Genomic DNA, 24,225 nt, shown 5'->3' with positions numbered 1-24,225 from the left:
ATCCCGCTCAGCATGACGCTGCGCCTGCCCAACATCCCGGTGACGCATGTCGAGAACATGTGCGCCTCGGGCACCGAGGCCTTCCGTGGCGCCTGCTATGCCGTGGCCTCCGGCGCGGCTGATTTTGCCCTGGCGCTGGGCGTCGAGAAGCTGAAGGACACCGGCTACGGCGGCCTTCCCGGCGGCCGCGGCGGCCCGCTGCAGGCCCTGTGGAACGCCAACGGCACGGCGCCGGGCAACTTCGCCCAGCTCGCCACCGCCTACATGACGGCGCATGGCGTGAGCGGCGAGGACCTCAAGAAGGCGATCGGCCATGTCTCGTGGAAGAGCCACCAGAACGGCGCCAAGAATCCGAAGGCCCATCTGCAGAAGGCCGTCGAGATGGACACCATCCTGAACGCGCCGATGATCGCCTCGCCCTTAGGCCTGTTCGACTGTTGCGGCGTGTCGGACGGCGCGGCGGCGGCGATCGTGACGACGCCCGAGATCGCCAAGTCGCTCGGCAAGCACGACATCGTCAGCGTCAAGGCGCTGCAGCTCTCGGTCTCGAACGGCTCCGAGTCGGGCCACAATTCGTGGGATGGCAGCTACTTCCACACCACGCGCATCGCCTCGAAGAAGGCCTATGAAGAAGCCGGCATCAAGAGCGCGCGCGATGAAGTGTCGATGTTCGAGGTCCACGACTGCTTCTCGGTCACCGAGCTGGTGACCATGGAAGACCTGCACATCTCCCAACCCGGCAAGGGCTGGCGGGACGTGCTCGACGGCTTCTACGACGCCGACGGCAAGATTCCCTGCCAGATCGACGGCGGCCTGAAATGCTTCGGCCATCCGATCGGTGCCTCGGGCCTGCGCATGCTCTACGAAATGTACCTGCAGATCCAGGGCAAGGCCGGTCCCCGCCAACTCAAGAATCCGCGCATCGGCATGACTCACAATCTGGGCGGCTCGCCGCGTGAGAACATCGCGAGTGTGGCCATCGTCGGACGCTACGAGTAATCACCAACGACAGGGCCCTCTCTCCGGCACGCGCGGTCGGGGAGAGGGCTTTTCTTTGCATCAGTTCGGGAGGAGCTGCCATGGAGCTCGACAAGAAGCTTATCGGCCATACGTTCAAGCCATTCACCACCACCGTCGAGGCCGGCAAGATCCGGCTGTTCTGCAAGGCCATCGGCGAGGAAGATCCGATTTACACCGACGAGGCGGCGGCCAAGTCTGCGGGCTATCGCGGCATCACCGCGCCGCTCACCTTCCTGCGGGCGCTGCAGGCGGACGATCCCAACAAGGGCGGGCTGCTCCGCCTGCTCAACGTCGACATCGGGCTGATCCTGCACGGCGAGCAGCACTTCGAGTATTTCGCGCCCGTCGTGGTCGGCGACAAGGTCACCTGCCAGGAGAAGGTGGTCGACATCTACGACAAGAAGGGCGGCGCGCTCTGGTTCGTCGTCCAGGAGATGGAGATGAAGGACCAGACGGGCAAGCTGGTGGCCAAGGGCAAGGGCGTCACCGTCGTGCGCAACCCAGATGCTGCGAAGAAGTGAGGAGGGAAAGATGACATCGGTTCCCAAGTTCGATCAGGTCAAGGTCGGAGAAGAGCTCAAGCCGCTCGTGCTGCCGCCGGTCAGCCGCCACCAGCTCGCGCTCTACTGCGGCGGCTCGGGCGATCACAATCCGATCCACGTCGATCTCGACTTCGCCAAGAAGTTCGGTTTCAAGGACGTGTTCGCGCACGGCATGCTGTCGATGGCCTTCCTCGGCCGGCTCGTGACCGGCTACGCCCCCAACAACAGGGTGCGCAAGCTCGGCACGCGCTTCACCTCGATCACCTGGGTCGGCGACGTCATCACCGTCAGCGGCAAGGTCACGGGCAAGCGTGAGGAGAACGGCGAGAAGCTGATCGACCTCGAGATCAAGTGCACCAACCAGAACGGCCAGGACACGCTGCAGGGCCACGCCACCGTGGCGGCCGTCTAAACACGCTTCAGGAGAATCAGATGGGTCAGATGGATGGCAAGGTGGCGATCGTCACCGGCTCGGGCCGCGGCATCGGCAAAGAGATCGCTCTGCGCCTGGTGCGCGATGGCGCCAAGGTGGTGATCAACGACATCGACGACGCACCAGCCAAGGAGACCGTGGCCGAGATTATCAAGATGGGCGGCAAGGCGGTGGCCTGCAACGGCGACGTCGCCAAGCCTGACTTCGGCGACCGCATCGTCAAGACCGCGGTCGACGCCTTCGGTGACTGCCACGTCGTGGTCAACAACGCCGGCTACACGTGGGACAGCGTCATCCAGAAGATGAGCGACGAGCAATGGTACGCCATCCTCGACGTTCACCTGACGGCGCCGTTCCGCATCCTGCGCGCCTTCCAGATCCATTTCCGCGACGCCGTGGAAAAGGAGCGGGCGGCGGGCAAGCGCATCGTGCGCAAGGTCGTGAACATCTCCTCGACCTCCGGCGTCAACGGCAATGCCGGCCAGTCGAACTACTCCGCCGGCAAGGCCGGTATCGTCGGCCTCACCAAGACGCTGGCCAAGGAGTTCGGCCGCTACGACGTCACGGTGAATGCCGTCGCCTTCGGCTACATCCAGACGCGCCTCACGCAGCCGCTTTCCCAGGGCGAGGCCGGCGAGATCGAGGTCCAGGGCCGCAAGGTCAAGGTCGGCGTCCAGGGCGGCCGCATCGCCGCCATGAACCAGATGATCCCGCTCGGCCGCGGTGGCCTGCCGGAAGAGGCTGCGGGTTCGGTCTATCTCTTCTGCAGTCCCGACAGCGACTATGTCAGCGGCCAGTGCCTGGTGGTCAACGGCGGCCTTTGACCCCAGTCGGAACGCTCAAGGTTGGCGTCGTCGGGTGTGGTGTCGCCGGCCAGGCGGCCGCGACACTTCTCGCCGATGCCGGACACCGCGTCACCGTCTTCGAGCGCTTCGCTGAAGCCAGGCCTTCCGGGGCCGGCCTGCTGCTGCAGCCGACCGGCCTTGCCGTGCTGCGCCATCTCGGGCTCGGCCCGCAGGTCGAGCGCCTGGGCGCCCGGATCGACGGCTTGCTGGGTCTGAACCATCTCAACTACGTCGTCCTCGATCTTGCCTACGCCGACCTGCATCCGGCGGCCTACGGGCTCGGAATCCATCGCGGCGCCCTGTTCGGCCTGTTGCACGACAGGTTGCGGCAATCGACTGCCACCGTGATTACCGACGCCGAGATCGTCGACATCGCGCGCGACGGCGCACGTGCGACAATGGTCGACAAGGCGGGTGGGCGGCACGGCCCGTTCGATCTCGTCGTGGTCGCCGACGGCGCACATTCGCGCCTGCGCGAGCGGCTCATGCCCCGGGCGCGGGCGCCGCTCTATCCCTGGGGTTGCATCTGGGCGACCGTCTCCGACCACAGGAGCTTCGCCACGGCCCCCGGCATGCTGCAGCAGCGCGTCCATGGCACCACGGTCATGATGGGGTTGCTTCCGGTGGGGCAGGGGCTGGTCACCCTGTTCTGGAGTCTGCCGGCTGCGGCACTCGATCCCGGCCAGCCGATCGATATCGAGGCGTGGCGGAGTGAAGCGATGACCCTCTGGCCGGAGGCGGCGGTGCTGGTCGAGCAGGCGGCCGAAGCCCGTGACTTCGCTCGCGCCACCTACCGGCACGTCAGCCTGCCACGCTGGAACGAAGGGCCGGTGTTGTTCATCGGCGATGCCGCCCACGGCACCAGTCCCCAACTTGGCCAGGGCGCCAATCTCGGGTTGCTCGACGCCCATGCCTTGTCGTGGGCGCTGGCCACCGGCGACGACCTTGCTGCAGCGCTTCGTCTGTTCGCGCGCTGGCGCGGGCCTTCCGTTCGCTTCTATCGCCAGGCCAGCCATCTGCTGACGCCGTTTTACCAGTCAAACCAGCCACTGCTTGGGCTGGCGCGTGACGCGCTGATGGGCGCCGCCTGCTTTGCCCCTGTACTGTGCCCGATGATGACGACCACGCTTGCCGGCCTGCGTCGCGGTTGGCTGTCGACAGCTGGGCTCGACGCCGAAGGCCAGTACCCCCTCGACTCCTAGGCGCTGGCGCGCGACAGCGTCGCCCAGCGGCCCGGCGTCAGGCCGAAGCGTGCCGAGAACTGCCGTGTGAGATGGCTCTGGTCGGCGAAGCCTGTCGCGGCAGCGACTTCCGACAGCGGCGTTCCCCCGGCGATCATTGTCCTGGCCCGGCCGAGCCGCCGTCCGACCTGGAAGCGATGCGGCGAGGTGCCGAAGGCGGCACGGAAATGCCGGGCGAGCGCGAAGCGGTCGAGACCGCTCACGCTTTCCAGTTCTTCCGACGCGATCGTCCGCGGCGCTTCGGCCACGAGGAACTCCCGGGCCCGCGTGACGCCGCGAAGGGCGACGGCGTGGCCGGCTGTCGCGCCACGGGGCGAACGCCAGGCGGAGTCGGCGCGCGCGGCCAGACCTTCGGCCAGTCGCCCAACGACGGCATCGACGGTCAGCGGCTCCAGGGTGTGCGGAAAATCGGCGAAAGCCTCGTGCAGGACGGCTGTGAGGACAGGATCGTCGGCGACGGCGTCAGGCACGAAGGGTGGTGGCACATCGCCGAGCGCCACCGAGATCGCGCTCGGGTCGACATAGAGCATGCGATAGGCAAAGCCATCAGCCACGCCAGCATGACCATCGTGCGCCTCGTCGGGGTGAAGCACCATGACCTGTCCGGCCCGGCTCGCCGTTTGCGCACCGCGATAGTGGAAGGCCTGCACGCCGCGGAGTGTCAGCCCGACAGCGTAGGTTTCGTGGCGATGCAGGTCGTAGGCGTGACCGCCGAAATGCGCCGCCAGGCGCTGCAGGCCGGCGTGCGGTTCGTCGAAGCGGATCTGGTCCGGCGCGGTCATGCACAAACCTTCAAGACGGTTGGCCCAGGATGCCTCATATGGGAGGCATGATCTATGATACCAAGACGATCCTCGTCCTGCGCCGAGACCTTGCCGGCTGGCAGGCGGCCAATGTCGCGGCCTTCCTGGCCGGCGGCCTCGCCGGCGCCCACCCGCACATCGTGGGTGAGCCCTATCGCGATGGCGGTGGTAAGTCCTATACGCCGCTGATTCGCGAGCCGGTGTTCGTCTATGGCGCCACGCTCGAGGAGTTGAGGCGCACGCACCAGCGCGCGTTGTCGCGCGAACTGGTGCCAGCGATCTATATCGAGCCGATGTTCGCCACCACCAACGATGCCGACAACCGCGCCGCCGTGGCCGCGGCGCCCGCCGATGCTCTGGATTTCGTGGGCATCGGTGTCCACGGGCCGCGCAAGACGATCGACAAGATCGTGAACGGGCTCAAGTTCCTGTCCTAGGTCTCAGAAGCGGCTGACGTGGGCCGACACGCAGCGCCAGCCTTCCGGGCGCCGCTGCCAGTCGTCGGTATAGCGGCCTGCGCCCGGCGTGCCGTCGGGCTTCTTGTAGGTCGTGCGGGCATGGATGATGGCGAAGTCGCCCAGCAACCGGATCTTCACGTCGTGCTCGCGGATGTCGGTGACGGGCGAGCCGCGTCCGATCTGCGCCAGGAAGGCAGCACGATCGATCAGGGTGCCGTCGGGACTGGTGTTGTGGAAATCGTGGGCCAGGTGCGCGTCGAACCAGCGCACGTCGGCTTCGTCGACGGAGCGGATGTAGTTTCGGTTGAGCTCGGCCAGGACGGCGAGGTCGTTCATGGCGCTTTCCTTCGTGTCATCGCTCAGGCCAGGAAGAGGCGGGCTCCGGCCGGCGCGGCACGGGCTTTCTCGAGGCACTCCATCGTCGTGCGGTAGCCGACCTCGACGGCGGCATCGAAGCTCGTCCAGTCGAGCAGGTCGATGTGGCTCATCGGCGGCACGATCAGCAGGTCGGCAGCTGCACGATCCTGCTGCGCCCGCTCGGTGCTGGCGACCAGGGCGGAGCGCAGCAGGATGCGCACTATCGAGGGGATCGGCAGCGTCTCGTCGCGTCGCCAGATCAGGCGCCGGAAAAATTCCCACGCCGACCACGGCTCCATGACACCGGCGCCAGCCGCCAGCGCGCCACCGGTGTCGATGTCGACGCCGATGGTGACGCCACGGCCCAGGCGGCGCATGGCGCGGACCGGGAAATTGTCGATGACGCCGCCATCGACATGGACTTCGCCCGCCTGGTTGAAGGGCGGCAGGACGCCGGGGATCGACACGCTGGCGCGCAACCAGCGCCACAACCGGCCGACGGTGTGGACGTCGGCACTGGAGGTCGTGAGATTGGCGGTGACGCAGAAAAACGGCAGGATCAGGTCTTCGATGTCGCGCTCGTCGAACGCGGTGCGCAGCAGGCGCCCGACGCGACGCCCGGCGAACAGCGATATGGCGGGGATCGTGTAGTCGCTGAGCGGATTGGTATCGACGAATGACCGCCGGAAACGGCTCACGAGTTCCTCGTCGGCCCAGCGCGCCGCCACGCCGGCGGCCACGATGGCGCCCATGCTGGTGCCGCCGATCAGGTCGATCGGCACGCCCGACGCGCGCATCGCCTTGACGACCCCGATATGGGTGAAGGCCCGGGCGCCGCCGCCCGCCATCACCAGGCCGACGGCGTGGCCGGTCAGGAGCCGCCCCAGCCGGTCGATGTCGGAATGTACGTCGAGGCGGACGTGATGGTGCTGGCCGTAGAGCCCGCCCGCCAGCGCGGCCGTCGTCGAGCCCGGCGCGGGATCGTGACCTTCGTGCAGCAGTACCAGTTCGCGGCGACGGTGGAACACCGCACCGGACCGCGCCGCCTCGATCTCGAAGGGCAGCCTGGTCGGCAGGCCGGAGTCGGCATCGCGCACGACCACCAGGCAGTCGGCCTGCCGCAGGCAGAGCTCGGTCCATGGCGTGAGCGTCGGGTCGGCACGATAGAGGACGAAGGACGAGTCCATCTCGCAGCGGGCGAACCATTCCGGTTCCTCGTCCAGCGAGTCGGAGCCCAGCATCTGGACCTGGTTGCCGATCCGGCCCAGGGCGCCCGCCAGCAGCACCGCGAAACGCGCCGCTGGCACGCCGGGACCGGCCGGCAGGATGGCGAAGGTCCGCGGTTGGCGCCGGCGCTTGCCCAGCGGGGCGGCGTTGCGCGCCGCGACGTAGCGCATGAGCGTCGGCAACACCTCGTGATGCCGCGCCGTCAGGGAGTCGAAGTTGGTCCGGGACAGCCGCCAGACCTCGCTGTCGCGCAATGCGGCGACGCTGCGGGTGCGCTCGCTTTCGGACAGCAGGGACATCTCGCCGACGATGTTGCCCGGCGTGATTTCGGCGATCAGGATCGGCTCATCGACTTCGTCTTCCTGGTGTCGGAACACGCCGAGACAGCCGCTCGCCACCAGGTAAACGGCGTCGGCCGCCTCGCCCTGGCGGAACAGCGGTGTGCCTCCCGGCAGAACGAGGAGCGCCAGTTCGCGCTCGACCGCCATCAGGCTCTTGGTGTCGAGTTCGGCGAACAACGGGGCATGCTGCAATGCCCGGCGAAGCCGCAGTCGGGAAGAGTCCTCGCTGGGCGCGACGATGCTCACCCGTGGCTCCTCATGGTCCGGTGAGGCCTTTTAGCGCCCAACCGATGGTCTGGTCGGCGCGGGTCCACACCATCTCCCGCCATTTGTCGCCCGATGGAAAGAAACGCTCCTTCATGTCGGCCTTGAGAGAGCGGCCCAGTGCCGAGCCGAGATCGCCGCGCTGGTGCAGCCAGTTGTCGGCGCGCACCGCCCCCAGCACCTCGGGTACGGAATAGGTGCCGTATTCCAGTGCGATCGACGTCACCTCGGCGTCGGGCAGTTCCTGCGGGAAGGCATCCGTCATGCAGCCCACCACCACCGCCGAGGTCGAGGTGCCGCTCTCCGGCGAGGTCATCTCGTTGCCGTACCACGCCTTGGAGCGGGCGAAGGACTTTGCCGCGGGCGACACCGCGCAGATCAGCTCGCCGTGACCGAACGGGCCGAGGCCGGTGTGGAAGTCGATGATGCCGACGCGGCGCGCGCGCGACAGTTCCTCCCGGGCAATGGCACGGATGGTGCGGTTGCTCCAGGTCGGTGCGTTGCCGCCGAAGAAGACGCCATCGGGATGGCTGTACTGGCCGGCGCTGATCGCGCCCTGCAGCCCGAAGGCGCCGTGCTTCTGGGCATAGGCAGCGAACACTGCCTCAGTCGCGGCCGTGCTGGCCTCGTTCCAGGTGTCGGGCAGGATCGCCGCGGCCAGGGCGAGATAGCCATCGTTCGCCGGATAGGCCTTGTCGTGATCGATGAAATTGCGGTTGAGGTCGACGTTGTCTTCGGTCACCCGGCGGGTCCAGGCGAAGCCGTAAGGGTTGATGGCGTGGATGACCAGCGCGCCGGTGTCCTTGGGAAGCCTGGCGGGGCCGCCTGTCCGCAGCCAGGCGATCTCGGCGCCGGAGCCGCAGTGTCCTTCGACACCGTGCGTCCCGGCGATCAGGACCAGCATGTTGGAGGCGTCCGCCGGCCCGAACCGCGCCGTGTCGAGATAGAGGGCTTCACCGTTGGGCCCGCGCGCCTTGGGATTGAGCCAGGAGCGCAGGGCTCCTCCCGCCTGTGCCGCCGCGGCGCAGAATTTGGGGCGCGCGTCGGCGTAGCTCTCGGAAAAGCACTCTGGAACTGACGTCATTTATTCCTCCCGCCGCCATCGTAGCCGGTTTGGCGGTGGGGCGGGAAGCGGCAGCTCCTAGCTATCGTACTTGAGCAGCGTCTCCACCGGCACCTTGAGCCTCTTGCGGCCCTCGAGGAAGGTGAGCTCGATCACGCAGGCCGCCGCCGGCACCACGCCGCCGACCTGCTCCAGCAGCGTCACCGCCGCCGCCAGGGTGCCGCCGGTGGCCAGCAGGTCGTCGACCAGCACCACGCGCGCGCCCTTCCTGATCGCATCGTTCTGGATCTCGATCGTGTCGGTGCCGTACTCCAGCGCGTAGGTGTGACGGATCGTCGTGCCGGGCAGCTTGCCCTGCTTGCGCATCATCACGAAGCCGGTGCCGAGCGCCAGCGCCAGCGGCGCCGCCAGCAGGAAGCCGCGCGATTCGATGCCGGCCAGCACGTCGGGCTTGTAGGGCCTGAGCACGTCGGCCATCCGCTCGATGGTGGCGTGCCAGGCCTTGGCGTGCGCCAGCAGGGTCGAGATGTCGTAGAACAGGATGCCGGGCTTGGGAAAATCCGGGATCGAGCGGATGTGCTTCTTGAGATCGATGTCCTTGGTCATGCGTCTTTCCTGGCGTCTTCCTGGTCTCAGCCGTAGGCCGGGGGCGGCTCGAAGCTGCGGTATTCCTTCTCCAGCAGCTTGGCGAACTGAATGCAATCGTAGTCGCCATACTGAGGGCCGATGATCTGCACGCCGATCGGCAGGCCCTCCGCCGTCTGGCCGATCGGCGCCGCCGACGCCGGCAGGTAGGTGAGGCCCGCGTAGCCGGCCCAGAAGATCTGGTCGACCACCGGTACTTTCTTGTTGTTGACCACGATGGTCCTGAGATGGCGCAGGCCCTTCTGGTCGTGCGGGAAGGCTGCCGTCACGGCGACCGGACACAGCATCAGATCGTAGTCCTCGAAGAAGGCATCCCACGCCAGCCGCATGCGGTGGCGCTTTTCATTGAGCTGCAGCCAGGTGCGGTGTGGGAGCGAGTTGCCGCGCTGCATCTGGGCGAAATAGCTCATGTCGGAGGCCGGCAGGCTCTTGGCGTCGGCCAGCGCCTGCTCGTACACCGCGTCGGTCATCCTGGCCGAGGTCGCCGCGCGCAGCATCCGGATGAAGACATCGTTCATTTCGGCGGTGTCGATGGCCGGCCGCGCCTTGTCGCTCACCCTGGTCTTCTTGCGGGCGAGAAAGTCAGCAAGCTTCTGGATCTCGGCCTGCACCGAATGGTCGACCTCGGCATTGGGATCGGACAGCAGTACGGCGACCTTGAAGTCGCGCAACTTCTTCTTTTTGGAGCGCGGCAGGTTGAGCTTCCAGCCCCGGCCGTCGATCGCGTCGGGCCCGGCCATGACGTCCATGGCGATCTCGAGGTCCGCCGCGCCACGCGCCAGAGGCCCGACGACGCCGATGTCGCCGTAGGCGACGTTGCCGGCAAGCGCGTGGCCCTTGGGGCAGACGACGCCCCAGGTCGGCTTGTGGCCGTACACGCCGCAGTAATGTGCGGGGTTGCGGATCGAGGAGCCGATGTCGCTGCCGGCCTCGATGCCGGTGAGGCCCGCGGCCAGCGCCGCGCCCGAGCCGCCCGACGAGCCGCCGGGTGTGCGGCCGAGATCCCACGGATTGTTGGTCGAGCCGTAGACCTCGTTGTAGCTCTGCCAGTCGGCCAGGTTCAGCGGGATGTTGGTCTTGCCGAACAGCGTGACGCCGGCCTTGCGCATGCGTCGGGCGACCAGCGAGTCAGTCTTGACGGTGGCATCCTTGAAGGCCGGGTCGCCCCAGGTCGTGGGGTAACCGGCAACATCGAAGGATTCCTTGATGGTCATCGGCACGCCATGCAGCGGCCCCAGCTTTTTGCCGGCCTTTACCACCTTGTCCGCCGCCTTGGCCCGCTTGCGCGCGCCCTCGATGTCGGTGGCGACGATGGCGTTGAGTTCGGGATTATAGGCCTCGACCCGCTTCAGATAGAGGTCGAGCAGTTCGAGGCAGCCGATCTTCTTCTTTCGGACCGCGGCGGCGAGCTGCTTGGCGGTCTGGAAGGGCAGGGCAAGCGACATGGGAGGATTTCCGTTCCGGCGATGGACGCGTCCATAGCCCGTACCATATTGTGCCGGCCGCCGTGAAGAAACTCCCCGCCCGCACGATGCATTTCGCGCTGCCGCTTGCGCTCACGCTAGTCATGACGTTCTTCGTCTCCGGCGTGGCTACCATCCGGGCTATCGGGTTTGCCGACGGTATGCTGTCGAGCTGGATGGAGTCGTGGACCGCATCCTGGCTCATGGCCTTCCCGATAATGCTGTTCCTGATGCCGGTGATGCGGCGCCTGCTGGGCCGCGTCATCGAGCAGAAATAGGCGATCAGCGCGGGCGCGGGTGGCGTACCCGCGCCGTCGGCTCGGCGACCAGCGGGTCGTCCGGCCAGTAGTGGCGCGGATAGCGCCCCTTCAGCTCGGCCTTCACGGACTTGTAGCCGGTGGCCCAGAAGCTCGCGAGATCGCGCGTCACCTGCACCGGTCGCCGCGCCGGCGACAGCAGGTGAACGGTGAGCGCCACCCGCCCGCCCGCGATCCGCGGCGTGTCGCTCAAGCCAAACATCTCCTGCAGGCGCACCGACAGCGTCGGCTCCGCCGGGTTGGTGTAGTCGACCGGCACGTGGCTGCCGCTCGGCACCTCGATGTGGGTGGGCACCAGCCGATCGAACTCGCGCTGCCGGTCCCACGGGACCAGGGCTTTCAGCGCCGCGGCGAGATCGACGCGTACCAGGTGATCGCGGCGCGATACGCCGTCGAGGAACGGGCCCAGCCACCCTTCGAGAGAGGCCAGCAGATTGGGGTCAGAAAGGTCGGGCCAGCTCCCGTCGTGGAGGCGCATGAAGGCCACGCGCTCCCGCCACTTGGCCAGATCGGCGCTCCACGGCAGCACGCCGAGGCCAAGCTGACGAATGCCATCGAACATGGCGGCCTTCAGCGCTTCGGCGTCGGGCTTCGGCAGCACCTTGTCCTCCAGCAGCAGCGCGCCCAGGCGCCGCCGCCGGCGGGCCAGCACGGCGCCGTCGCGCGGGCTCCAGCGTACGATCTCCTCCGCCACGATGCGCCCGGCATAGAGCTCTTCGATCTCGGCGGCGGTGACGGGGGCGGCCAGGAAGATGCGCGAGTCCTGGGCCGAGCCGTCGAGATCGGCCACGACCAGAAACTCCTCGTTGGCCATCGGATCGCCGTCCGGCAAGGCAGCGCCCCGGCCGCCTGACAGCAGGTAGCGTCCCGCCGTCGCGGCACGGCGACGGCCGATGCGGTCGGGATAGGCCAGCGCCAGAAGGGCGCCAGTCATGGAACTGTCGGAGTCCTTGCCCTGGGTCAGCCGACGCGCCGCCTCGAGGATCTGTCGCGGCGCTTTCCCCGACAGGGCGATGTCGACCCTGTGGCGCAGATCGACGTCGCGCTGCCCCGGCGGCAGGCGCAGGAAGTCGCGTTCGCCCAGGATCGCCACCAGCAGGGCCGCCACCTTACCTTGGCCCAGCTCGCGGCCTTTGAGCACCAGATGCGCGAGGCGTGGATGCTGCCCGAGTCGCGCCATGGCGCGGCCGTGCGGCGTGATCGCGCCAGCCTCGTCGATGGCACCCAAGTCAATCAGCAGCGCCCGTGCCGTGACGAGCGATGCGGTTGGCGGTGGCGTCAGCCAAGGCAAGCAGGCGGCGTCGCTAACACCCCAGGCCGCCAGTTCCAGCGCCAGCGGTGCCAGGTCAGCATCGAGGATTTCCGGCGGCGCGAAGGGCAGCAACCCGCGTTCGGCTTCCGGCGTCCACAGCCGGTAACACACACCGGGCTCGAGCCGGCCGGCGCGGCCGCGGCGCTGGTCGGCCGAGGCCTGGCTGACGCGCACCGTCTCCAGCCGCGTCATGCCGGAGCGTGGCGAGAAGCGCGGCACCCGCATGAACCCCGAGTCGATCACGATCCGCACGCCCTCGATGGTGAGGCTGGTCTCGGCGATCGAGGTCGCCAGCACCACCTTGCGCCGGCCCGGGGCTGAGGGGGCGATGGCGCGGTCCTGTTCGGTCGGCGAGAGATCGCCGTAGAGCGGCGCGATGTCGATCGCGGGGTCGAGGCCTTTCAGCCGCTCCTCGACCCGGCGGATCTCGCCGACGCCGGGCAGGAACACCAGTGTGCTGCCGCTCTCCTCGGCCAGCGCGCGGCGGATCGCGGCGGCCGTCGTGTCCTCGATCCGGCCCGCCGCCTCGCGGTCGAGGTGGCGCGTCTCGACCGGGAACATGCGCCCGGCGCTTTCGATCACGGCAGCGCCGCCCAGCCGTTCCGCGACCGGCCCGGGATCGAGCGTCGCCGACATGGCCACGACGCGCAGGTCCTCGCGCAGCGCCGTCTGCGCCTCGCGCACCAGGGCGAACGACAGGTCGGTTTCCAGGCCGCGCTCGTGCAATTCGTCGAAGATCACGCAGCCGATGCCGTCCAGCGACGGATCGTCCTGCAGCATCCGCAGGAAGAGGCCGTCGGTCACGACCTCGATGCGCGTGCGCGGACCGACCTTGCTGTCGAACCGCACGCGATAGCCCACGGTCTCACCCACCGCCTCGCCCAGCGTTGCCGCCATGCGCCGCGCGGCAGCGCGGGCGGCGAGCCGCCGCGGCTCCTGCATGACGATCCGGCGGCCTCCGAGCCACGGCGCGTCGAGCAGCGCCAGCGGCACGCGCGTCGTCTTGCCGGCGCCCGGCGGGGCGACCAGCACGGCGGCATTACGCGCCGCCAGCGCCTCGATCAGGCGCGGCAGGGCCTCGTCGACGGGAAGGGAGTCCATTGTGGTGGCGCTTATAGCCGGCCTTGGCATTATATGCCTCTCCCCCGTGCCGAAATGACGAGGTTTTAGCCATGGCTGTTGTCGTTGACGCAATCGACCATATCGTCATCAACGTCGGCGACGTCGACGTCGCGGCCGCGTGGTACCAGCGCGTGCTCGGGATGACGCGCGAGGACTGGCAGCCCGGGCCGGGCAAGTCCAGACGGACGACCGTCAAGTTCGGGCGGCAGAAGATCAATCTCAGGCCGATCTCGGCAACCCAGCAGGAATGGTTCACGGGCAAGCAGGTGGCGCCCGGCAGCGACGACCTCTGTTTCCTGACCAAGTCTCCACCGCAGGAAGTGGCCGACCATCTGCGCGCCTGCGGCGTCGCGATCGAGGAGGGGCCGACGGAGAAGCGCGGTGCGATGGGGACGATCGTGTCGGTCTATTGCCGCGATCCCGACGGCAGCCTCATCGAGATTTCGTCCTACAAATAGGCGCGGATAGCCTCGCCGCGTCAGAGCGGGATGGCGACCAGCGTGTCGAAGCGGGCGCCGTCGCACACCACGATGCGCTCGGCGAACCGGAGGGCGCCCGCCCCGTCGGCCACGACCTTGTCGCGGTAGCAACCCGTGGCGAACAGCGCCATCGCCCCGTCACCCATGATGCGCACGATCAGGAACGGCGTCTCGGCGGCGGCCGCGCCGCCCTCCTGGCCCAGCACCACCGGCAGGCCGACGATATGGCGGTAGCGCTGGCGCTCGTAGATGTTGGCCTTGCGCAGCGCCGACACGCGGTCCTGCAGCATGGCCCGTGAATCGGCGTAGATGATGCCGGCTTCGTAGCCCTTGGCGACGTTCTCGGCCGTGGTCACCTTGTAGAGGCAGGGATCGGTGAACAGTTCGGGCCATTTCTCGAACTGCTCGTTGTCGATGGTGCGGGCGTAGGCGGCGTTCAACTCGACCAGGCGCGGGATGTCCATCCTGATCGTCTTCCTAGTAGCCCATGTGACGGCGATAGGCCTGCCAGAAGCCGCGCACCGCGGATTCGGTGGCCCGTGTTGGCTGGCTTTCGGCGGTGTCGCCGCCCATCTCGACGACGGAGATCTTGTCGCCGGCCTCGGCGATGCCGCGCTGCACGAAGCCGCCGACGCAGCCATCCTCCATCGATACCAGACCGGCGGGCCCCACGAGGTTCTGCTGCTTCAGCCGCCGCTTGTTCATTTCCGCCGTGTCGTCGGCGAAGCCGAAATAGGTCCAGCGCAGTTCCATGCCGTCGGTTCCCTTGGGCACCACCTGGCGCACGGCGAGGCAGTTGTGGACCTGCTGCAGCACGACGCTGGGGAAGATCGTCAGCATCTGGAGCTGGATGCGGTCGCCGAACTCGTCGACCGGGTCGAGCATGCTGGGATCGGCGAGCTTGTAGTCGTCGCGTTCGGACCTGAGGTCCTTCTCGCGAAAGGCCGCAGCTCCCGGCGCATCCTCGCTGCCGATGGTGTAGCTCGCATGGTGGCCGCCGTCGGGGCTGACCAGCACGCCGCCGGCCTGGGTCAGGCGCGTGATGCGGAACGTCGCGAAGAAGAGATGCAGCAGGCTCGCGTGATAGGTGTCCTTCACGTTCTCGACGTAGAGCTTCCAGTTGTTGGGCAGGGGTTGGGTGAAGCGACCCATGATCCGGATCGGGCGGTTGAGCACGCGGCGCACGCGGCCCGTGATCTCGGTGCCGAGATATTCCTCGATCGGCGGCGTGTCATCGGAGAGGGTGGCGAATACCAGGCCGCACAGCGAGGTCGTGCGCAGCTTGCGCGGACTGTGTGTCTCGCGCTTGAAGTCCTTGGACATGCCGCCGGCGCCGTTGATGCCGCGCTCGAAGGCGATGCCGCGGAGGTTGCCGGCGAGGTCGTAACTCCAGGCATGATAGATGCACTTGAAGTTGTTCTGGACGTTGCCGCCGTCGTCGAAGGCGATCAGGGCGCCACGGTGGGCGCAGCGGTTCTCGAAGCAGTTGATCGCACCGTCGGCGGCGCGGACCACGATGACCGGCATGCCGCCGATCTGGTTGGTGCGGTAGTCGCCCTTTTCGGGAATGTCGGTTTCCAGGCAGACGAAGTTCCAGGTCGCGCCCTCGAAGATACGGCGCTGCTCCCGGGTGTAGTTGTCGAGGTCCTGATAGACCCAGTAGGGGACGCGGGCGAGCGAGTCCTCGGGCCATGGCCCGTGAGGAGTTTGGCCACGCGGGGTTTGGCCATGAGGCGTGGTGGCGGGCTCGTGAACAGACGCGTCGTGTCGGATGTCCATGACGGATCCTCCCGCTGATCGCTCGTTTCGCCCGCCATGTTAGCCCATTTCGGCGGCCGTCCTACAGCAGGAAGGTGTGTGTCCGGTCGAGATAGTCGTGCATGTGCACGATCATCTGGTCCTCCTCGAGCAGGCAGACGCCATAGGCCGGCGGTTCATGGCTGCCGGGGATACGACCCTCGATGACGAAGTCGAGGGCGACCTGGTGGCTGGTGGCGCGCAAGGTCGAGATCGGGATGCCGCGCCAGGCGCCGGCGATCGGCCGGTGCAGATGACCGAAGAACATGTGGCGGATGTTGGTCCGGCCTTCGAGGGCCGCGATCAGATGCTTCGGTTCCAGCAGCGAGATGTCGTCCATACGCCGGATCCGCACCTTGAAGGGGGGATGGTGGATGAAGATGATCACTGGCGCGGTCCCGAGCTTGTCGAGCGTGGCCTTGAGCCAGGCCGCGCGCGTTTCGCAGAAGGTACCCCACGGCTTGCCGGGCTCGTTGGTGTCGAGGCAGACGCCGGTCACGCCTTCGCCCATCTCCAGCGTGTATTGAACGAAGCCGTTCTCATCGAACTTGGCCTGTGGAAAGGTCGCGGCGAAATTGGCGCGATCGTCGTGATTGCCGACCAGCAGGTGGTAGGGGATCACCAGCTTGTCGAGCTCGCGCTTAAGTGCCGCGTAGGCCTCCGGCTCGCCCTTGTGGGCGAGGTCGCCCGTCAGGATGGCGAAGGCGGCATCGGCGTGGTTGCGGTTCACGTCGGCGACGCAGAGCGCGAGGCGATCGATCGGGTTCAGGCCGTAGAGCAGGTTGCCCGGCGGCACGAAATGGGTGTCGGTGATGTGAATGAACTTTTGCATGGTTCCTACGGTACAAGTGTCATCCCGAGCGGAGCGAGGGACCTTTCGTGTGGCCCAAAGGCCCCTCGCTCCGCTCGGGGTGACAATATTCGTTACTTCGGCAGAAGTGCCTGCGTGTCCGCCGCCATCTTCTTCAGGACCTCGTCGGGCTTGCCGCTGCCGTTCACGACGCTCTGGAGATGGTCCTTGATCACGTCGGTGATCTTGAGACCGTTCTCGCCGGGGAAGGCGTACCAGGCGGTCATGCTCGGGAGCTGGCCGATGGCGACGCGGTGGTTGGGGTTCTGGGCATAGAAATCGCCCAGCATCTTCGGGTCCTTGGCGGGGAGCGCATTGGCCGGGAAGTAGCCGGTGCCCTTGACCATGACGGTGGCGCCGACCGGGCCGGTGGCGAACTTGATGTATTCCCACGCCGCCTTCTGCTTGGCCGGATCCTTGGCCAGCATCATGGCGACGTTGCCGCCGGCGGGCAGGCGCGACTCGGCGCCGGCGCCCAGCGGGAAGGTGGCGGTGCGGAGCGGGAACACGCCCTGGCTCTGCTTGGTGACGCCACCCAGCCGAGAGGTCGAATGCGCCCAGATGCCGAGGCGCCCCGAGACGAAGTCCTGCAGCGCCGTGGCCTGGCTCACGTCACGCATGCCGCCGTCGGTCATCATCAAGCGGAGTGTATTGATCGCCTTCTGGCCGGCCGGTCCGTCGAACGCCACCTTCTTCTCGTCCGGCGTCAGCATGGTGCCGCCGTTGGAGAAGACCAGCGCCTGCCACATCCAGTTGCCGGTGATGTCCCAGTCGAAGTGGAAGCCGGCGATCTTGTTGGCCGGGTCATTGATCTTCTTGGCGAGCGCAAAGATGCCTTCCCAGGTCTTGGGGAAGTTGTCGGGATCGCCGCCGGCCTTCTTCACCAGATCGGCGTTGAAGTAGATGATCGGCGTGGAGAGCGAGAAGCCCATGCCGTACTGCTTGCCCTTGACCTGGCCGAGCGTCAGCAGTGCGCCGTCGTAGCCCTTGCTCGCCCAATCCTTCTCGGCGGCGATCAGGCCGTCGAGCGGCTGGGCGATGTTGCGGTCGGCCAGGATGCGTTGGCGGTTGAGGCCCTGGTAGGTGACGTCGGGCAATTGGCCCGTGACGGCGTTGCGCAGCACCTGCTGGGTGGCGTCCTCGTATTCCTTGGTCGGCTGCAGGAACTTGACCTTGATGGTCGGGTTCGCCGCCATGAACTGCTTGGCGACCTCCTCGTGCACCTCCTTGAAGATGTCGGGGATCGGGTACTGCACGACGATTTCGGTCTGTGCCGTCGCGGGGCCCGCGACGAACGCGGCGGCAAGTGCCGCCATTCCTAGAAGCTTGCGCATTTTCTGTCCCTCCTGAGACGTTCCCTCAATCACACGGCTTTGTTGCCGTTTTCTTTCAACCCTTCATGCCGCTGAGCGTAACTCCTTCGATGAAGCGCCGTTGCGCGGCCAGGAAGAGAAGGATCAGCGGCGCGGTGATCACGACTGTGCCGGCCATCAAAGGTCCGAAGTCGCTGCCCGCCTCCTCGTTGCGGAAGAATAGCGTGCCGAGAGGCGGCGTGGCGAGGTCTCCTGTCTGAATCACGATCAGCGGCCAGAAGAAATCGTTCCAGTGGGTCACGATCGAGATCACCCCGAAGGCCAGCATGGCGGGCATCGCCTGCGGCAGCATGATTCGCCACAGGATCTCGAATTCGCCCAGCCCGTCGAGGCGGGCGGCGTGCATCAGGTCGTCGGGCACTGTCCTGAAGAACTGCCGCATCAGGAAGATGCCGAAGGCGGAGAAGACGAAGGGCAGGATCAGGGCGGCGTAGGTGTCGAGCAGGCCGATCTGGTAGAGCATGACATAGCGTGGGATGGCCGGCGCCTGGGCCGGGATCATCAGGCCGATCAGCACCATGGTGAACAGGATGTCGCGACCCTTGAAGCGCAGCTTGGCGAGGGCGTAGGCGCAGGGCAGCGAGACGAGGAGCTGCAGCAGGAAGATGCCGCCCGTTACGATCACACCGTTCAGCAGGTAACGCAGCAGCGGCACCTTGGTGAAAGCGTCGCGGTAGTTCTCGGCCGCCGCCCAGTTGGTCGGCAGCAGGCTGAGCTTGGTCGAGAAGATCTCGTTGGGCGGCTTCAGTGACGTCGACACCATCCAGACGAACGGCGCCAGCATGATCACCAGCCCGGCGAGCAGGACGGCGTGGCGCAGCACATGCCCAAGAAGAGTCCCGCGCCGGGTCATGAATAGTGGGTCCTCTTCTCGCCGGCTTTCACCTGCAGCAGGGTGAGTGCCAGGACGACGACCAGGAACACCACGGTGATGGCGGCGCCATAGCCGGTGCGGAAGAAATTGAAGGCCTCGGTGTACATCGTATAGAGCAGCACCTCGGTCGCCTTGTTCGGCCCACCCTTGGTCAGCACCTCGACGGTGTCGAAGACCTGGAACGATCGGATGCCCGACACCACGGTGACGAACAGCGTGGCCGGTCCCAGCATCGGCCAGGTGACGCAGCGGAAGCGTTCCCACACCGAGGAAGCTCCGTCGATCTCCGCCGCCTCGTAGAGGTCGGGCGGGATCGCCTTCAGGCCGGCCATGAACAGCACCATGTTGAGTCCGGCCGACTGCCAGATGCCGATGCCCGCCAGGGTGAACAGCGCGCGGCTGGGGTTCTTCAGCCAGTCGCCGCCCTTGATGCCGACCTGCTCGAGCACGATGTTGATCAGCCCGACACTGGGATGCAGCATGAACTCCCAGACCACCGCCATGGCGATCAGGGTCGAGGTGACGGGCAGGAAATAGGCGGCGCGGTAGAAGGCGCGGCCGAAGGCGGCGCCCTCGATCAGCAACGCGAGGCCAAGGCCCAGGAACACCGAGCCAGGCACCACGACCAGGCAATAGACAAAGGTGTTGCCGAACGATTTCCAGAACACGCGGTCGGCGAAGAGCTGCTCGTAGTTGCCGAAGCCGATGAAGTTCATTGTCGGCGCGCCGAGCTGCCAGTCGGTGAGTGACAGCACGACGACGGCAAGCGAGGGGCCGGCCAGCAACACCACGAACATCACCCACGCCGGCGAGATCAGCGCGTAGGCGGCGCGACGTTCCCCGGGATTGTCGGCGGGGCTCGCGTCAATCACGGATCCGCCTCCCGGACGAATCGAACTTGAGCACGCGGCCGGGCAGGGGCCGCAGCCCGACCGCCTCGCCGCGCCTGGGATCGCGCGCGTTCATGGCCTCGAGCCGCGCGATCAGCGGCAGCTCGTGGCCCGGCACCTCGACATGCACCAGACTCTCGGAGCCGAGATGCTCGACCAGGCGGATGCGGCCCACGATGGCGCCGGCGGCGTCAGCGGCCACAACCTCCATCGCCTCGGGACGCACAGCGTGGAAGCCGCCCGCTACCGACAACACGTTGATCTTGGGGCTGCCGACGAACTCGGCGACCTGGAGCGTCTCGGGATCGTCATAGAGCTGCCGGGGCGGCGCCACCTGCTGCAGCGAGCCCGCCAGCATGACGGCAACGCGGTCCGACATGGTCATGGCCTCGGACTGGTCGTGCGTCACGTAGATCATCGTGGCGCCGAGGCGCCGCTGCAGTTCGGTCAGTTCGGCGCGCATCTGCACGCGCAGCTTGGCGTCGAGGTTGCTGAGCGGCTCGTCGAGCAGGAAGGCGGCGGGATGGCGGACCATGGCGCGGCCCAGCGCCACGCGCTGCTTCTGGCCGCCCGAGAGTTGCGACGGCTTGCGCTGCAGCAGCGGACCGATGTCCAGCGCATCGGCCGCCTCGGCCACGTCCTTGGCGACGCTTTTCCGTGCCGCCCGCGTGCCGGGCAGGAGCAGGCCCAGCCCCGGCAGTCGCTGCCAGGCGTTCATGCGCCGCATGGTGAGCGGCAGGCCGATGTTCTCTGCCACCGTCATGTGCGGATAGAGCGCGTAGCTCTGGAACACCATGGCGATGTCGCGGTCGCGGGCAGGCAGGGCATCGACGCGGCGGGTGCCGATGGTGATCGAGCCCGAGTCGTTGCGCTCGAGGCCGGCCACGATCCGGAGCAGGGTGGACTTGCCGCAGCCCGAGGGGCCGAGCAGCGTCAGGAATTCGCCGTCGGCGATATCGAGCGAGACGTCCTTAAGGACTTCGACGGCGCCAAAACTCTTGCGCACGTTATCAAAGGATATTGCGGCCACGCCCCGATCACTCCCCGACCCGGGCTCTGGCTTAGCCGATTTAGGTTACAGCCGCTATGCGGCGCCTGTTTCGCCAGTTGAACCTGTACCTAGTAGAGACCGTGCTTGGTGGGCTTGCCGACGTGCTGGACGCAGAGCATCTGGGTGGCAGCGTCGCCGCCGATCTTGGCGCGCTCTTCCTCGCACTTGTCGTACGAAAACGGCCCGGCGAAGACCCTCGGCCCGGCGACCACGAGCAGGTAGGGCTTCTCCAGGTACCAACCCGGTCCGGTATAGGCTTCGCTCGCGCCCTTTCCGCCACAGGCGGCCAGGGCGGCAGCGACCGACAGAAGCGCGGCGAAAGCCGACAGGCGACGAATGGACCGGACGGACATCTCTTTCACACCTTCGAGGACGACTGCGACCAAGTTACAGGGCCTTTTGCGCCGCAACAATTGCTTTCACCCGGCCCCGCAACCCGGCTAATAATGCCGGAACGGACGCATCCGGGGGGATGCCGCGCCCGAGTCGCCAGCAGGACAGAGTTGATGGGATTGCCCGAGAAACAGGGACTGTACGACCCGCGCAACGAGCACGACTCGTGCGGCGTCGGCTTCGTGGCCGATATCAAGGGCCGGAAGTCCCATGACATCGTGCGCCAGGGCCTTCAGATCCTGGTCAATCTCGACCATCGCGGCGCCGTCGGCGCCGACCCGCTGATGGGCGACGGCGCGGGCTGCATGATCCAGACCCCCGACGCGCTGCTGCGCGACTGGGCGCGCAAGACCGCTGTCGACCTGCCGCCACCCGGCCACTACGCGGTCGCCATGTGCTTCCTTCCGCAGGACGAAGCGGCGCGCAAGTTCGCCGTCAAGCGGCTGGAGCATTTCGTCAAGGTCGAGGGCCAGAAACTGGTCGGCTGGCGCGACGTGCCGACCGACCTCACCGGGCTCGGCAAGTCGGTCATCGAGAAGATGCCGGTCATCAAGATGGCGATCGTCGGCCGCGGGCCCAAGCTCGCCGACCAGGACGCCTTCGAGCGCAAGATCCTGGCGATCCGCAAGCAGACCCAGAACCCGCTTACCGACCTCGAGAAGAAGCACAAGCTGCCGGGCCTCGCCCAGCTCTACATGCCGTCCTTCTCGTCGCGCACGGTGGTCTACAAGGGCCTGCTGCTGGCGCCGCAGGTCGAGAGTTTCTACGCCGACCTGCGCAATCCGCTTTGCGAGTCGGCGCTCTGCCTCGTGCACCAGCGCTTCTCGACCAACACCTTCCCGTCGTGGAAGCTGGCGCATCCCTACCGCTTCATTGCGCACAACGGCGAGATCAACACGGTGCGCGGCAACGTCAACTGGATGTATGCGCGTCGCCGCACGATGGAGTCGGACCTGATCGGTGCCGATCTCGACAAGATGTGGCCGATCATCCCGCACGGCCAGTCCGATACCGCCTGCGTCGACAACGCGCTCGAGCTGCTGGTCGCCGGCGGCTACTCGCTGAGCCACGCCATGATGATGCTGATTCCCGAGGCGTGGGCCGGCAATCCGCTGATGGATGCCAAGCGCAAGGCCTTCTACGAATATCACGCCGCCCTGATGGAACCGTGGGACGGGCCTGCCTGCATCGCCTTCACCGACGGCCGCCAGATCGGCGCCACCCTGGATCGCAACGGGCTGCGTCCGGCGCGCTTCATCGTCACCGACGACGACAAGGTCGTGATGGCCTCCGAATCCGGGGTGCTGCCGATCGCCGACGGGAGCATCGTGCGCAAGTGGCGCCTGCAGCCCGGCAAGATGCTGCTGATCGACCTGGAGCAGGGCCGCATCGTCGAGGACGAGGAGCTGAAGCGCACCTTGGCCGAAGCCGAGCCTTACGAGGAATGGCTGAAGGAGACGCAGTACAAGCTGGAAGAGCTCAGCGAACTTTCCGAGCCGCCGGTACCGGCGCCGTCCAATGATCCGACGACCCTGCTCGATCGCCAGCAGGCCTTCGGCTACACGCAGGAGGACATCAACTTCTTCCTCGAACCGATGAGCAAGGAGCCCGACGATCCGATCGGTTCGATGGGCACCGACACGCCGATCGCGGTGCTCTCGAAGAAGCCCAAGCTCCTCTACAACTACTTCAAGCAGAACTTCGCCCAGGTCACCAACCCGCCGATCGACCCGATCCGCGAGGAGCTGGTGATGTCGCTGGTCTCCATGATCGGCCCCAGGCCCAACCTGCTCGGCCGCCACGCCGGCACGCACAAGCGGCTGGAAGTGAGCCAGCCCGTGCTCAGCAACGCCGAGCTGGAGAAGATCCGCTCGATCGAGGAACTGCTCGACGGCGCCTTCCGCACCGCCACCATCGATACGACCTGGCCCGCGTCCGAGGGCGCCGCCGGCCTCGAGAAGGCGCTCGACCGCATTTGCGTCGAGGCGACCGACTGCGTGCTGGCCGACCGCAACATCCTGATCCTGTCGGACCGCGCCGTGTCGGCCGAGCGGGTGCCGATCCCGGCGCTGCTGGCGACCGCGGCCGTGCACCACTACCTGATCCGCCGCGGGCTTCGCACCCAGACCGGCCTCGTGATCGAGACCGGCGAGGCGCGCGAGGTCCATCACTTCTGCTGCCTCGCGGGCTACGGCGCCGAGGCGATCAACCCCTATCTCGCCTTCGAGACGCTGGAGCAGTTGCGCGTGCAGAACGGCCTGCCGCAGAAAGCCTACGAGGTTCAGAAGAATTACATCAAGGCGGTCGGCAAGGGCCTGCTCAAGGTCATGTCGAAGATGGGCATCTCGACCTACCAGTCCTACTGCGGCGCCCAGATCTTCGACGCGGTCGGCCTGCACTCCGGTTTCGTCGAGAAGTATTTCACCGGCACCGCCACCACCATCGAGGGCGCGGGCTGGAACGAGATCGCCGAGGAGACGGTACGCCGCCACCGCAACGCCTACGGCGACAACCCGATCTATCGCACCATGCTCGATCCCGGCGGCGACTATGCCTTCCGCCTGCGCGGCGAGGACCATGCCTGGACGCCGGAGAGCGTGGCCAAGCTGCAGCACGCCGTGCGCGGCAACCTGCCCGACGAGTACAAGGCCTTCGCCGCCACCATCAACGAGCAGAGCGAACGGCTGCTCACCATCCGCGGCCTGATGGACTTCAAGTGGGCCGACAAGGCGATCCCGCTCGACGAGGTCGAGCCCGCCGCCGCCATCGTCAAGCGCTTCGCCACCGGCGCCATGAGCTTCGGCTCGATCAGCCGCGAGGCGCACACCACGCTTGCCATCGCCATGAACCGGATCGGTGGCAAATCGAACACCGGCGAGGGCGGCGAGGAAGCGGACCGCTTCAAGCCGCTGCCCAACGGCGATTCCATGCGCTCGGCCATCAAGCAGGTGGCGTCGGGCCGCTTCGGCGTCACGGCGGAATATCTCGTCAATGCTGACGACCTGCAGATCAAGATGGCGCAGGGCGCCAAGCCCGGCGAGGGCGGCCAGCTGCCCGGCCACAAG

Annotated in this window: 24 protein-coding genes; 9 read left to right on the top strand and 15 right to left on the bottom strand. The window is 67.0% G+C overall.

The window, feature by feature from the left end; translation table 11 throughout:
* The 5 genes from EPO55_RS02480 to EPO55_RS02460 all read left to right on the top strand — a co-directional run.
* On the top strand, positions 1–999 hold a 999-nt coding region (locus EPO55_RS02480; RefSeq protein ID WP_296334809.1), incomplete at its 5' end, for an acetyl-CoA acetyltransferase.
* Positions 1,000–1,079: 80 nt separating this feature from the next.
* Positions 1,080–1,541 carry a MaoC family dehydratase N-terminal domain-containing protein gene (locus EPO55_RS02475; protein ID WP_296334808.1) on the top strand — a complete coding sequence of 154 codons (462 nt, stop codon included), beginning with the start codon at positions 1,080–1,082 and terminating at the stop codon, positions 1,539–1,541.
* A 10-nt stretch (positions 1,542–1,551) separates the two neighbouring features.
* Positions 1,552–1,974 (top strand): MaoC family dehydratase, encoded by a 423-nt coding sequence (locus tag EPO55_RS02470; RefSeq protein WP_296334807.1) that lies wholly within the window; start codon positions 1,552–1,554, stop codon positions 1,972–1,974.
* A 20-nt stretch (positions 1,975–1,994) separates the two neighbouring features.
* Positions 1,995–2,819: an SDR family NAD(P)-dependent oxidoreductase gene (locus tag EPO55_RS02465; RefSeq protein WP_296334806.1), complete on the top strand. Its 825-nt coding sequence runs from the start codon at positions 1,995–1,997 to the stop codon at positions 2,817–2,819.
* Positions 2,816–4,042 (top strand): NAD(P)/FAD-dependent oxidoreductase, encoded by a 1,227-nt coding sequence (locus tag EPO55_RS02460; protein WP_296334805.1) that lies wholly within the window; start codon positions 2,816–2,818, stop codon positions 4,040–4,042. The genes EPO55_RS02465 and EPO55_RS02460 overlap by 4 nt, the downstream gene beginning before the upstream one ends.
* On the opposite strand, the gene EPO55_RS02455 is transcribed toward EPO55_RS02460, so the two are convergent.
* Positions 4,039–4,863, bottom strand: a complete 825-nt coding sequence (locus EPO55_RS02455) for an AraC family transcriptional regulator (RefSeq protein ID WP_296334804.1) — start codon at positions 4,861–4,863, stop codon at positions 4,039–4,041. The genes EPO55_RS02460 and EPO55_RS02455 overlap by 4 nt on opposite strands.
* Positions 4,864–4,910: 47 nt before the next feature.
* Here EPO55_RS02455 and EPO55_RS02450 point away from each other — a divergent pair, with 47 nt between their 5' ends.
* Positions 4,911–5,321: a DUF2000 domain-containing protein gene (locus EPO55_RS02450; RefSeq protein ID WP_296334803.1), complete on the top strand. Its 411-nt coding sequence runs from the start codon at positions 4,911–4,913 to the stop codon at positions 5,319–5,321.
* A 3-nt stretch (positions 5,322–5,324) separates the two neighbouring features.
* Here the strand turns inward: EPO55_RS02450 and EPO55_RS02445 are convergent, their stop codons facing one another.
* From EPO55_RS02445 to EPO55_RS02425, 5 genes are read right to left on the bottom strand one after another with little or no spacing between them, the layout of a single operon-like run.
* Positions 5,325–5,678: a nuclear transport factor 2 family protein gene (locus EPO55_RS02445; protein WP_296334802.1), complete on the bottom strand. Its 354-nt coding sequence runs from the start codon at positions 5,676–5,678 to the stop codon at positions 5,325–5,327.
* Between the two features lie 23 nt (positions 5,679–5,701).
* Positions 5,702–7,513 carry a cyclic nucleotide-binding and patatin-like phospholipase domain-containing protein gene (locus EPO55_RS02440; RefSeq protein WP_296334801.1) on the bottom strand — a complete coding sequence of 604 codons (1,812 nt, stop codon included), beginning with the start codon at positions 7,511–7,513 and terminating at the stop codon, positions 5,702–5,704.
* A 10-nt stretch (positions 7,514–7,523) separates the two neighbouring features.
* On the bottom strand, positions 7,524–8,615 hold the full coding sequence (locus EPO55_RS02435; RefSeq protein ID WP_296334800.1) for a M14 family metallopeptidase: 1,092 nt from the start codon (positions 8,613–8,615) through the stop codon (positions 7,524–7,526).
* A gap of 57 nt (positions 8,616–8,672) precedes the next feature.
* Positions 8,673–9,200 (bottom strand): adenine phosphoribosyltransferase, encoded by a 528-nt coding sequence (locus EPO55_RS02430; protein ID WP_296334799.1) that lies wholly within the window; start codon positions 9,198–9,200, stop codon positions 8,673–8,675.
* A gap of 26 nt (positions 9,201–9,226) precedes the next feature.
* Positions 9,227–10,684 carry an amidase gene (locus EPO55_RS02425; protein ID WP_296334798.1) on the bottom strand — a complete coding sequence of 486 codons (1,458 nt, stop codon included), beginning with the start codon at positions 10,682–10,684 and terminating at the stop codon, positions 9,227–9,229.
* 62 nt (positions 10,685–10,746) lie between these two features.
* Here EPO55_RS02425 and EPO55_RS02420 point away from each other — a divergent pair, with 62 nt between their 5' ends.
* Positions 10,747–10,980, top strand: coding sequence for a DUF2798 domain-containing protein (locus tag EPO55_RS02420; RefSeq protein WP_296334797.1), 234 nt, complete (start codon positions 10,747–10,749; stop codon positions 10,978–10,980).
* Between the two features lie 4 nt (positions 10,981–10,984).
* On the opposite strand, the gene hrpB is transcribed toward EPO55_RS02420, so the two are convergent.
* On the bottom strand, positions 10,985–13,432 hold the full coding sequence (hrpB, locus tag EPO55_RS02415; RefSeq protein ID WP_296334796.1) for an ATP-dependent helicase HrpB: 2,448 nt from the start codon (positions 13,430–13,432) through the stop codon (positions 10,985–10,987).
* 71 nt (positions 13,433–13,503) lie between these two features.
* On the opposite strand from hrpB, the gene EPO55_RS02410 reads away from it, so the two are divergent.
* A complete protein-coding gene (locus EPO55_RS02410; RefSeq protein ID WP_296334795.1) occupies positions 13,504–13,911 on the top strand; it encodes a VOC family protein in 408 nt (135 codons plus the stop codon).
* 20 nt (positions 13,912–13,931) lie between these two features.
* Here the strand turns inward: EPO55_RS02410 and EPO55_RS02405 are convergent, their stop codons facing one another.
* The 8 genes from EPO55_RS02405 to EPO55_RS02370 form a co-directional block, all read right to left on the bottom strand.
* Positions 13,932–14,396 (bottom strand): aromatic-ring-hydroxylating dioxygenase subunit beta, encoded by a 465-nt coding sequence (locus EPO55_RS02405; RefSeq protein WP_296334794.1) that lies wholly within the window; start codon positions 14,394–14,396, stop codon positions 13,932–13,934.
* A 13-nt stretch (positions 14,397–14,409) separates the two neighbouring features.
* Positions 14,410–15,711: an aromatic ring-hydroxylating dioxygenase subunit alpha gene (locus tag EPO55_RS02400; protein ID WP_296334793.1), complete on the bottom strand. Its 1,302-nt coding sequence runs from the start codon at positions 15,709–15,711 to the stop codon at positions 14,410–14,412.
* A gap of 61 nt (positions 15,712–15,772) precedes the next feature.
* A complete protein-coding gene (locus EPO55_RS02395) occupies positions 15,773–16,561 on the bottom strand; it encodes a phosphodiesterase (RefSeq protein WP_296334792.1) in 789 nt (262 codons plus the stop codon).
* A 92-nt stretch (positions 16,562–16,653) separates the two neighbouring features.
* Positions 16,654–17,913, bottom strand: coding sequence for an ABC transporter substrate-binding protein (locus EPO55_RS02390; protein ID WP_296334791.1), 1,260 nt, complete (start codon positions 17,911–17,913; stop codon positions 16,654–16,656).
* A gap of 55 nt (positions 17,914–17,968) precedes the next feature.
* Positions 17,969–18,805 carry a carbohydrate ABC transporter permease gene (locus EPO55_RS02385; protein WP_296334790.1) on the bottom strand — a complete coding sequence of 279 codons (837 nt, stop codon included), beginning with the start codon at positions 18,803–18,805 and terminating at the stop codon, positions 17,969–17,971.
* Entirely contained in the window at positions 18,802–19,698 is an 897-nt protein-coding gene (locus tag EPO55_RS02380) for a sugar ABC transporter permease (RefSeq protein ID WP_296334789.1), read from the bottom strand. Before EPO55_RS02380 ends, EPO55_RS02385 begins: the two co-directional genes overlap by 4 nt.
* Entirely contained in the window at positions 19,691–20,746 is a 1,056-nt protein-coding gene (locus EPO55_RS02375; protein ID WP_296334788.1) for an ABC transporter ATP-binding protein, read from the bottom strand. The genes EPO55_RS02380 and EPO55_RS02375 overlap by 8 nt, the downstream gene beginning before the upstream one ends.
* Before the next feature lie 89 nt (positions 20,747–20,835).
* Positions 20,836–21,120 carry a hypothetical protein gene (locus EPO55_RS02370; protein ID WP_296334787.1) on the bottom strand — a complete coding sequence of 95 codons (285 nt, stop codon included), beginning with the start codon at positions 21,118–21,120 and terminating at the stop codon, positions 20,836–20,838.
* 153 nt (positions 21,121–21,273) lie between these two features.
* Here EPO55_RS02370 and EPO55_RS02365 point away from each other — a divergent pair.
* Positions 21,274–24,225: glutamate synthase central domain-containing protein (locus EPO55_RS02365; protein WP_296334786.1), on the top strand; the 2,952-nt coding region annotated here is incomplete at its 3' end.

Source organism: Reyranella sp. (assembly GCF_004296935.1).
Classification (GTDB): Bacteria; Pseudomonadota; Alphaproteobacteria; order Reyranellales; family Reyranellaceae; genus Reyranella.
Note: the sequence above shows the minus strand (reverse complement) of the source record. Positions and strands in the feature narration are given on the sequence as shown.

Coding starts and splice junctions, on each gene's coding strand:
- EPO55_RS02400 (WP_296334793.1), bottom strand. CDS start 15,711: ATGGACATCCGACACGACGCGTCTGTTCACGAGCCCGCCACCACGCCT.
- EPO55_RS02410 (WP_296334795.1), top strand. CDS start 13,504: ATGGCTGTTGTCGTTGACGCAATCGACCATATCGTCATCAACGTCGGC.
- EPO55_RS02450 (WP_296334803.1), top strand. CDS start 4,911: ATGATCTATGATACCAAGACGATCCTCGTCCTGCGCCGAGACCTTGCC.
- EPO55_RS02470 (WP_296334807.1), top strand. CDS start 1,552: ATGACATCGGTTCCCAAGTTCGATCAGGTCAAGGTCGGAGAAGAGCTC.
- EPO55_RS02425 (WP_296334798.1), bottom strand. CDS start 10,684: ATGTCGCTTGCCCTGCCCTTCCAGACCGCCAAGCAGCTCGCCGCCGCG.
- EPO55_RS02435 (WP_296334800.1), bottom strand. CDS start 8,615: ATGACGTCAGTTCCAGAGTGCTTTTCCGAGAGCTACGCCGACGCGCGC.
- EPO55_RS02455 (WP_296334804.1), bottom strand. CDS start 4,863: ATGACCGCGCCGGACCAGATCCGCTTCGACGAACCGCACGCCGGCCTG.
- EPO55_RS02405 (WP_296334794.1), bottom strand. CDS start 14,396: ATGGACATCCCGCGCCTGGTCGAGTTGAACGCCGCCTACGCCCGCACC.
- EPO55_RS02390 (WP_296334791.1), bottom strand. CDS start 17,913: ATGCGCAAGCTTCTAGGAATGGCGGCACTTGCCGCCGCGTTCGTCGCG.
- EPO55_RS02395 (WP_296334792.1), bottom strand. CDS start 16,561: ATGCAAAAGTTCATTCACATCACCGACACCCATTTCGTGCCGCCGGGC.
- EPO55_RS02475 (WP_296334808.1), top strand. CDS start 1,080: ATGGAGCTCGACAAGAAGCTTATCGGCCATACGTTCAAGCCATTCACC.
- hrpB (WP_296334796.1), bottom strand. CDS start 13,432: ATGGACTCCCTTCCCGTCGACGAGGCCCTGCCGCGCCTGATCGAGGCG.
- EPO55_RS02430 (WP_296334799.1), bottom strand. CDS start 9,200: ATGACCAAGGACATCGATCTCAAGAAGCACATCCGCTCGATCCCGGAT.
- EPO55_RS02445 (WP_296334802.1), bottom strand. CDS start 5,678: ATGAACGACCTCGCCGTCCTGGCCGAGCTCAACCGAAACTACATCCGC.
- EPO55_RS02465 (WP_296334806.1), top strand. CDS start 1,995: ATGGGTCAGATGGATGGCAAGGTGGCGATCGTCACCGGCTCGGGCCGC.
- EPO55_RS02385 (WP_296334790.1), bottom strand. CDS start 18,805: ATGACCCGGCGCGGGACTCTTCTTGGGCATGTGCTGCGCCACGCCGTC.
- EPO55_RS02370 (WP_296334787.1), bottom strand. CDS start 21,120: ATGTCCGTCCGGTCCATTCGTCGCCTGTCGGCTTTCGCCGCGCTTCTG.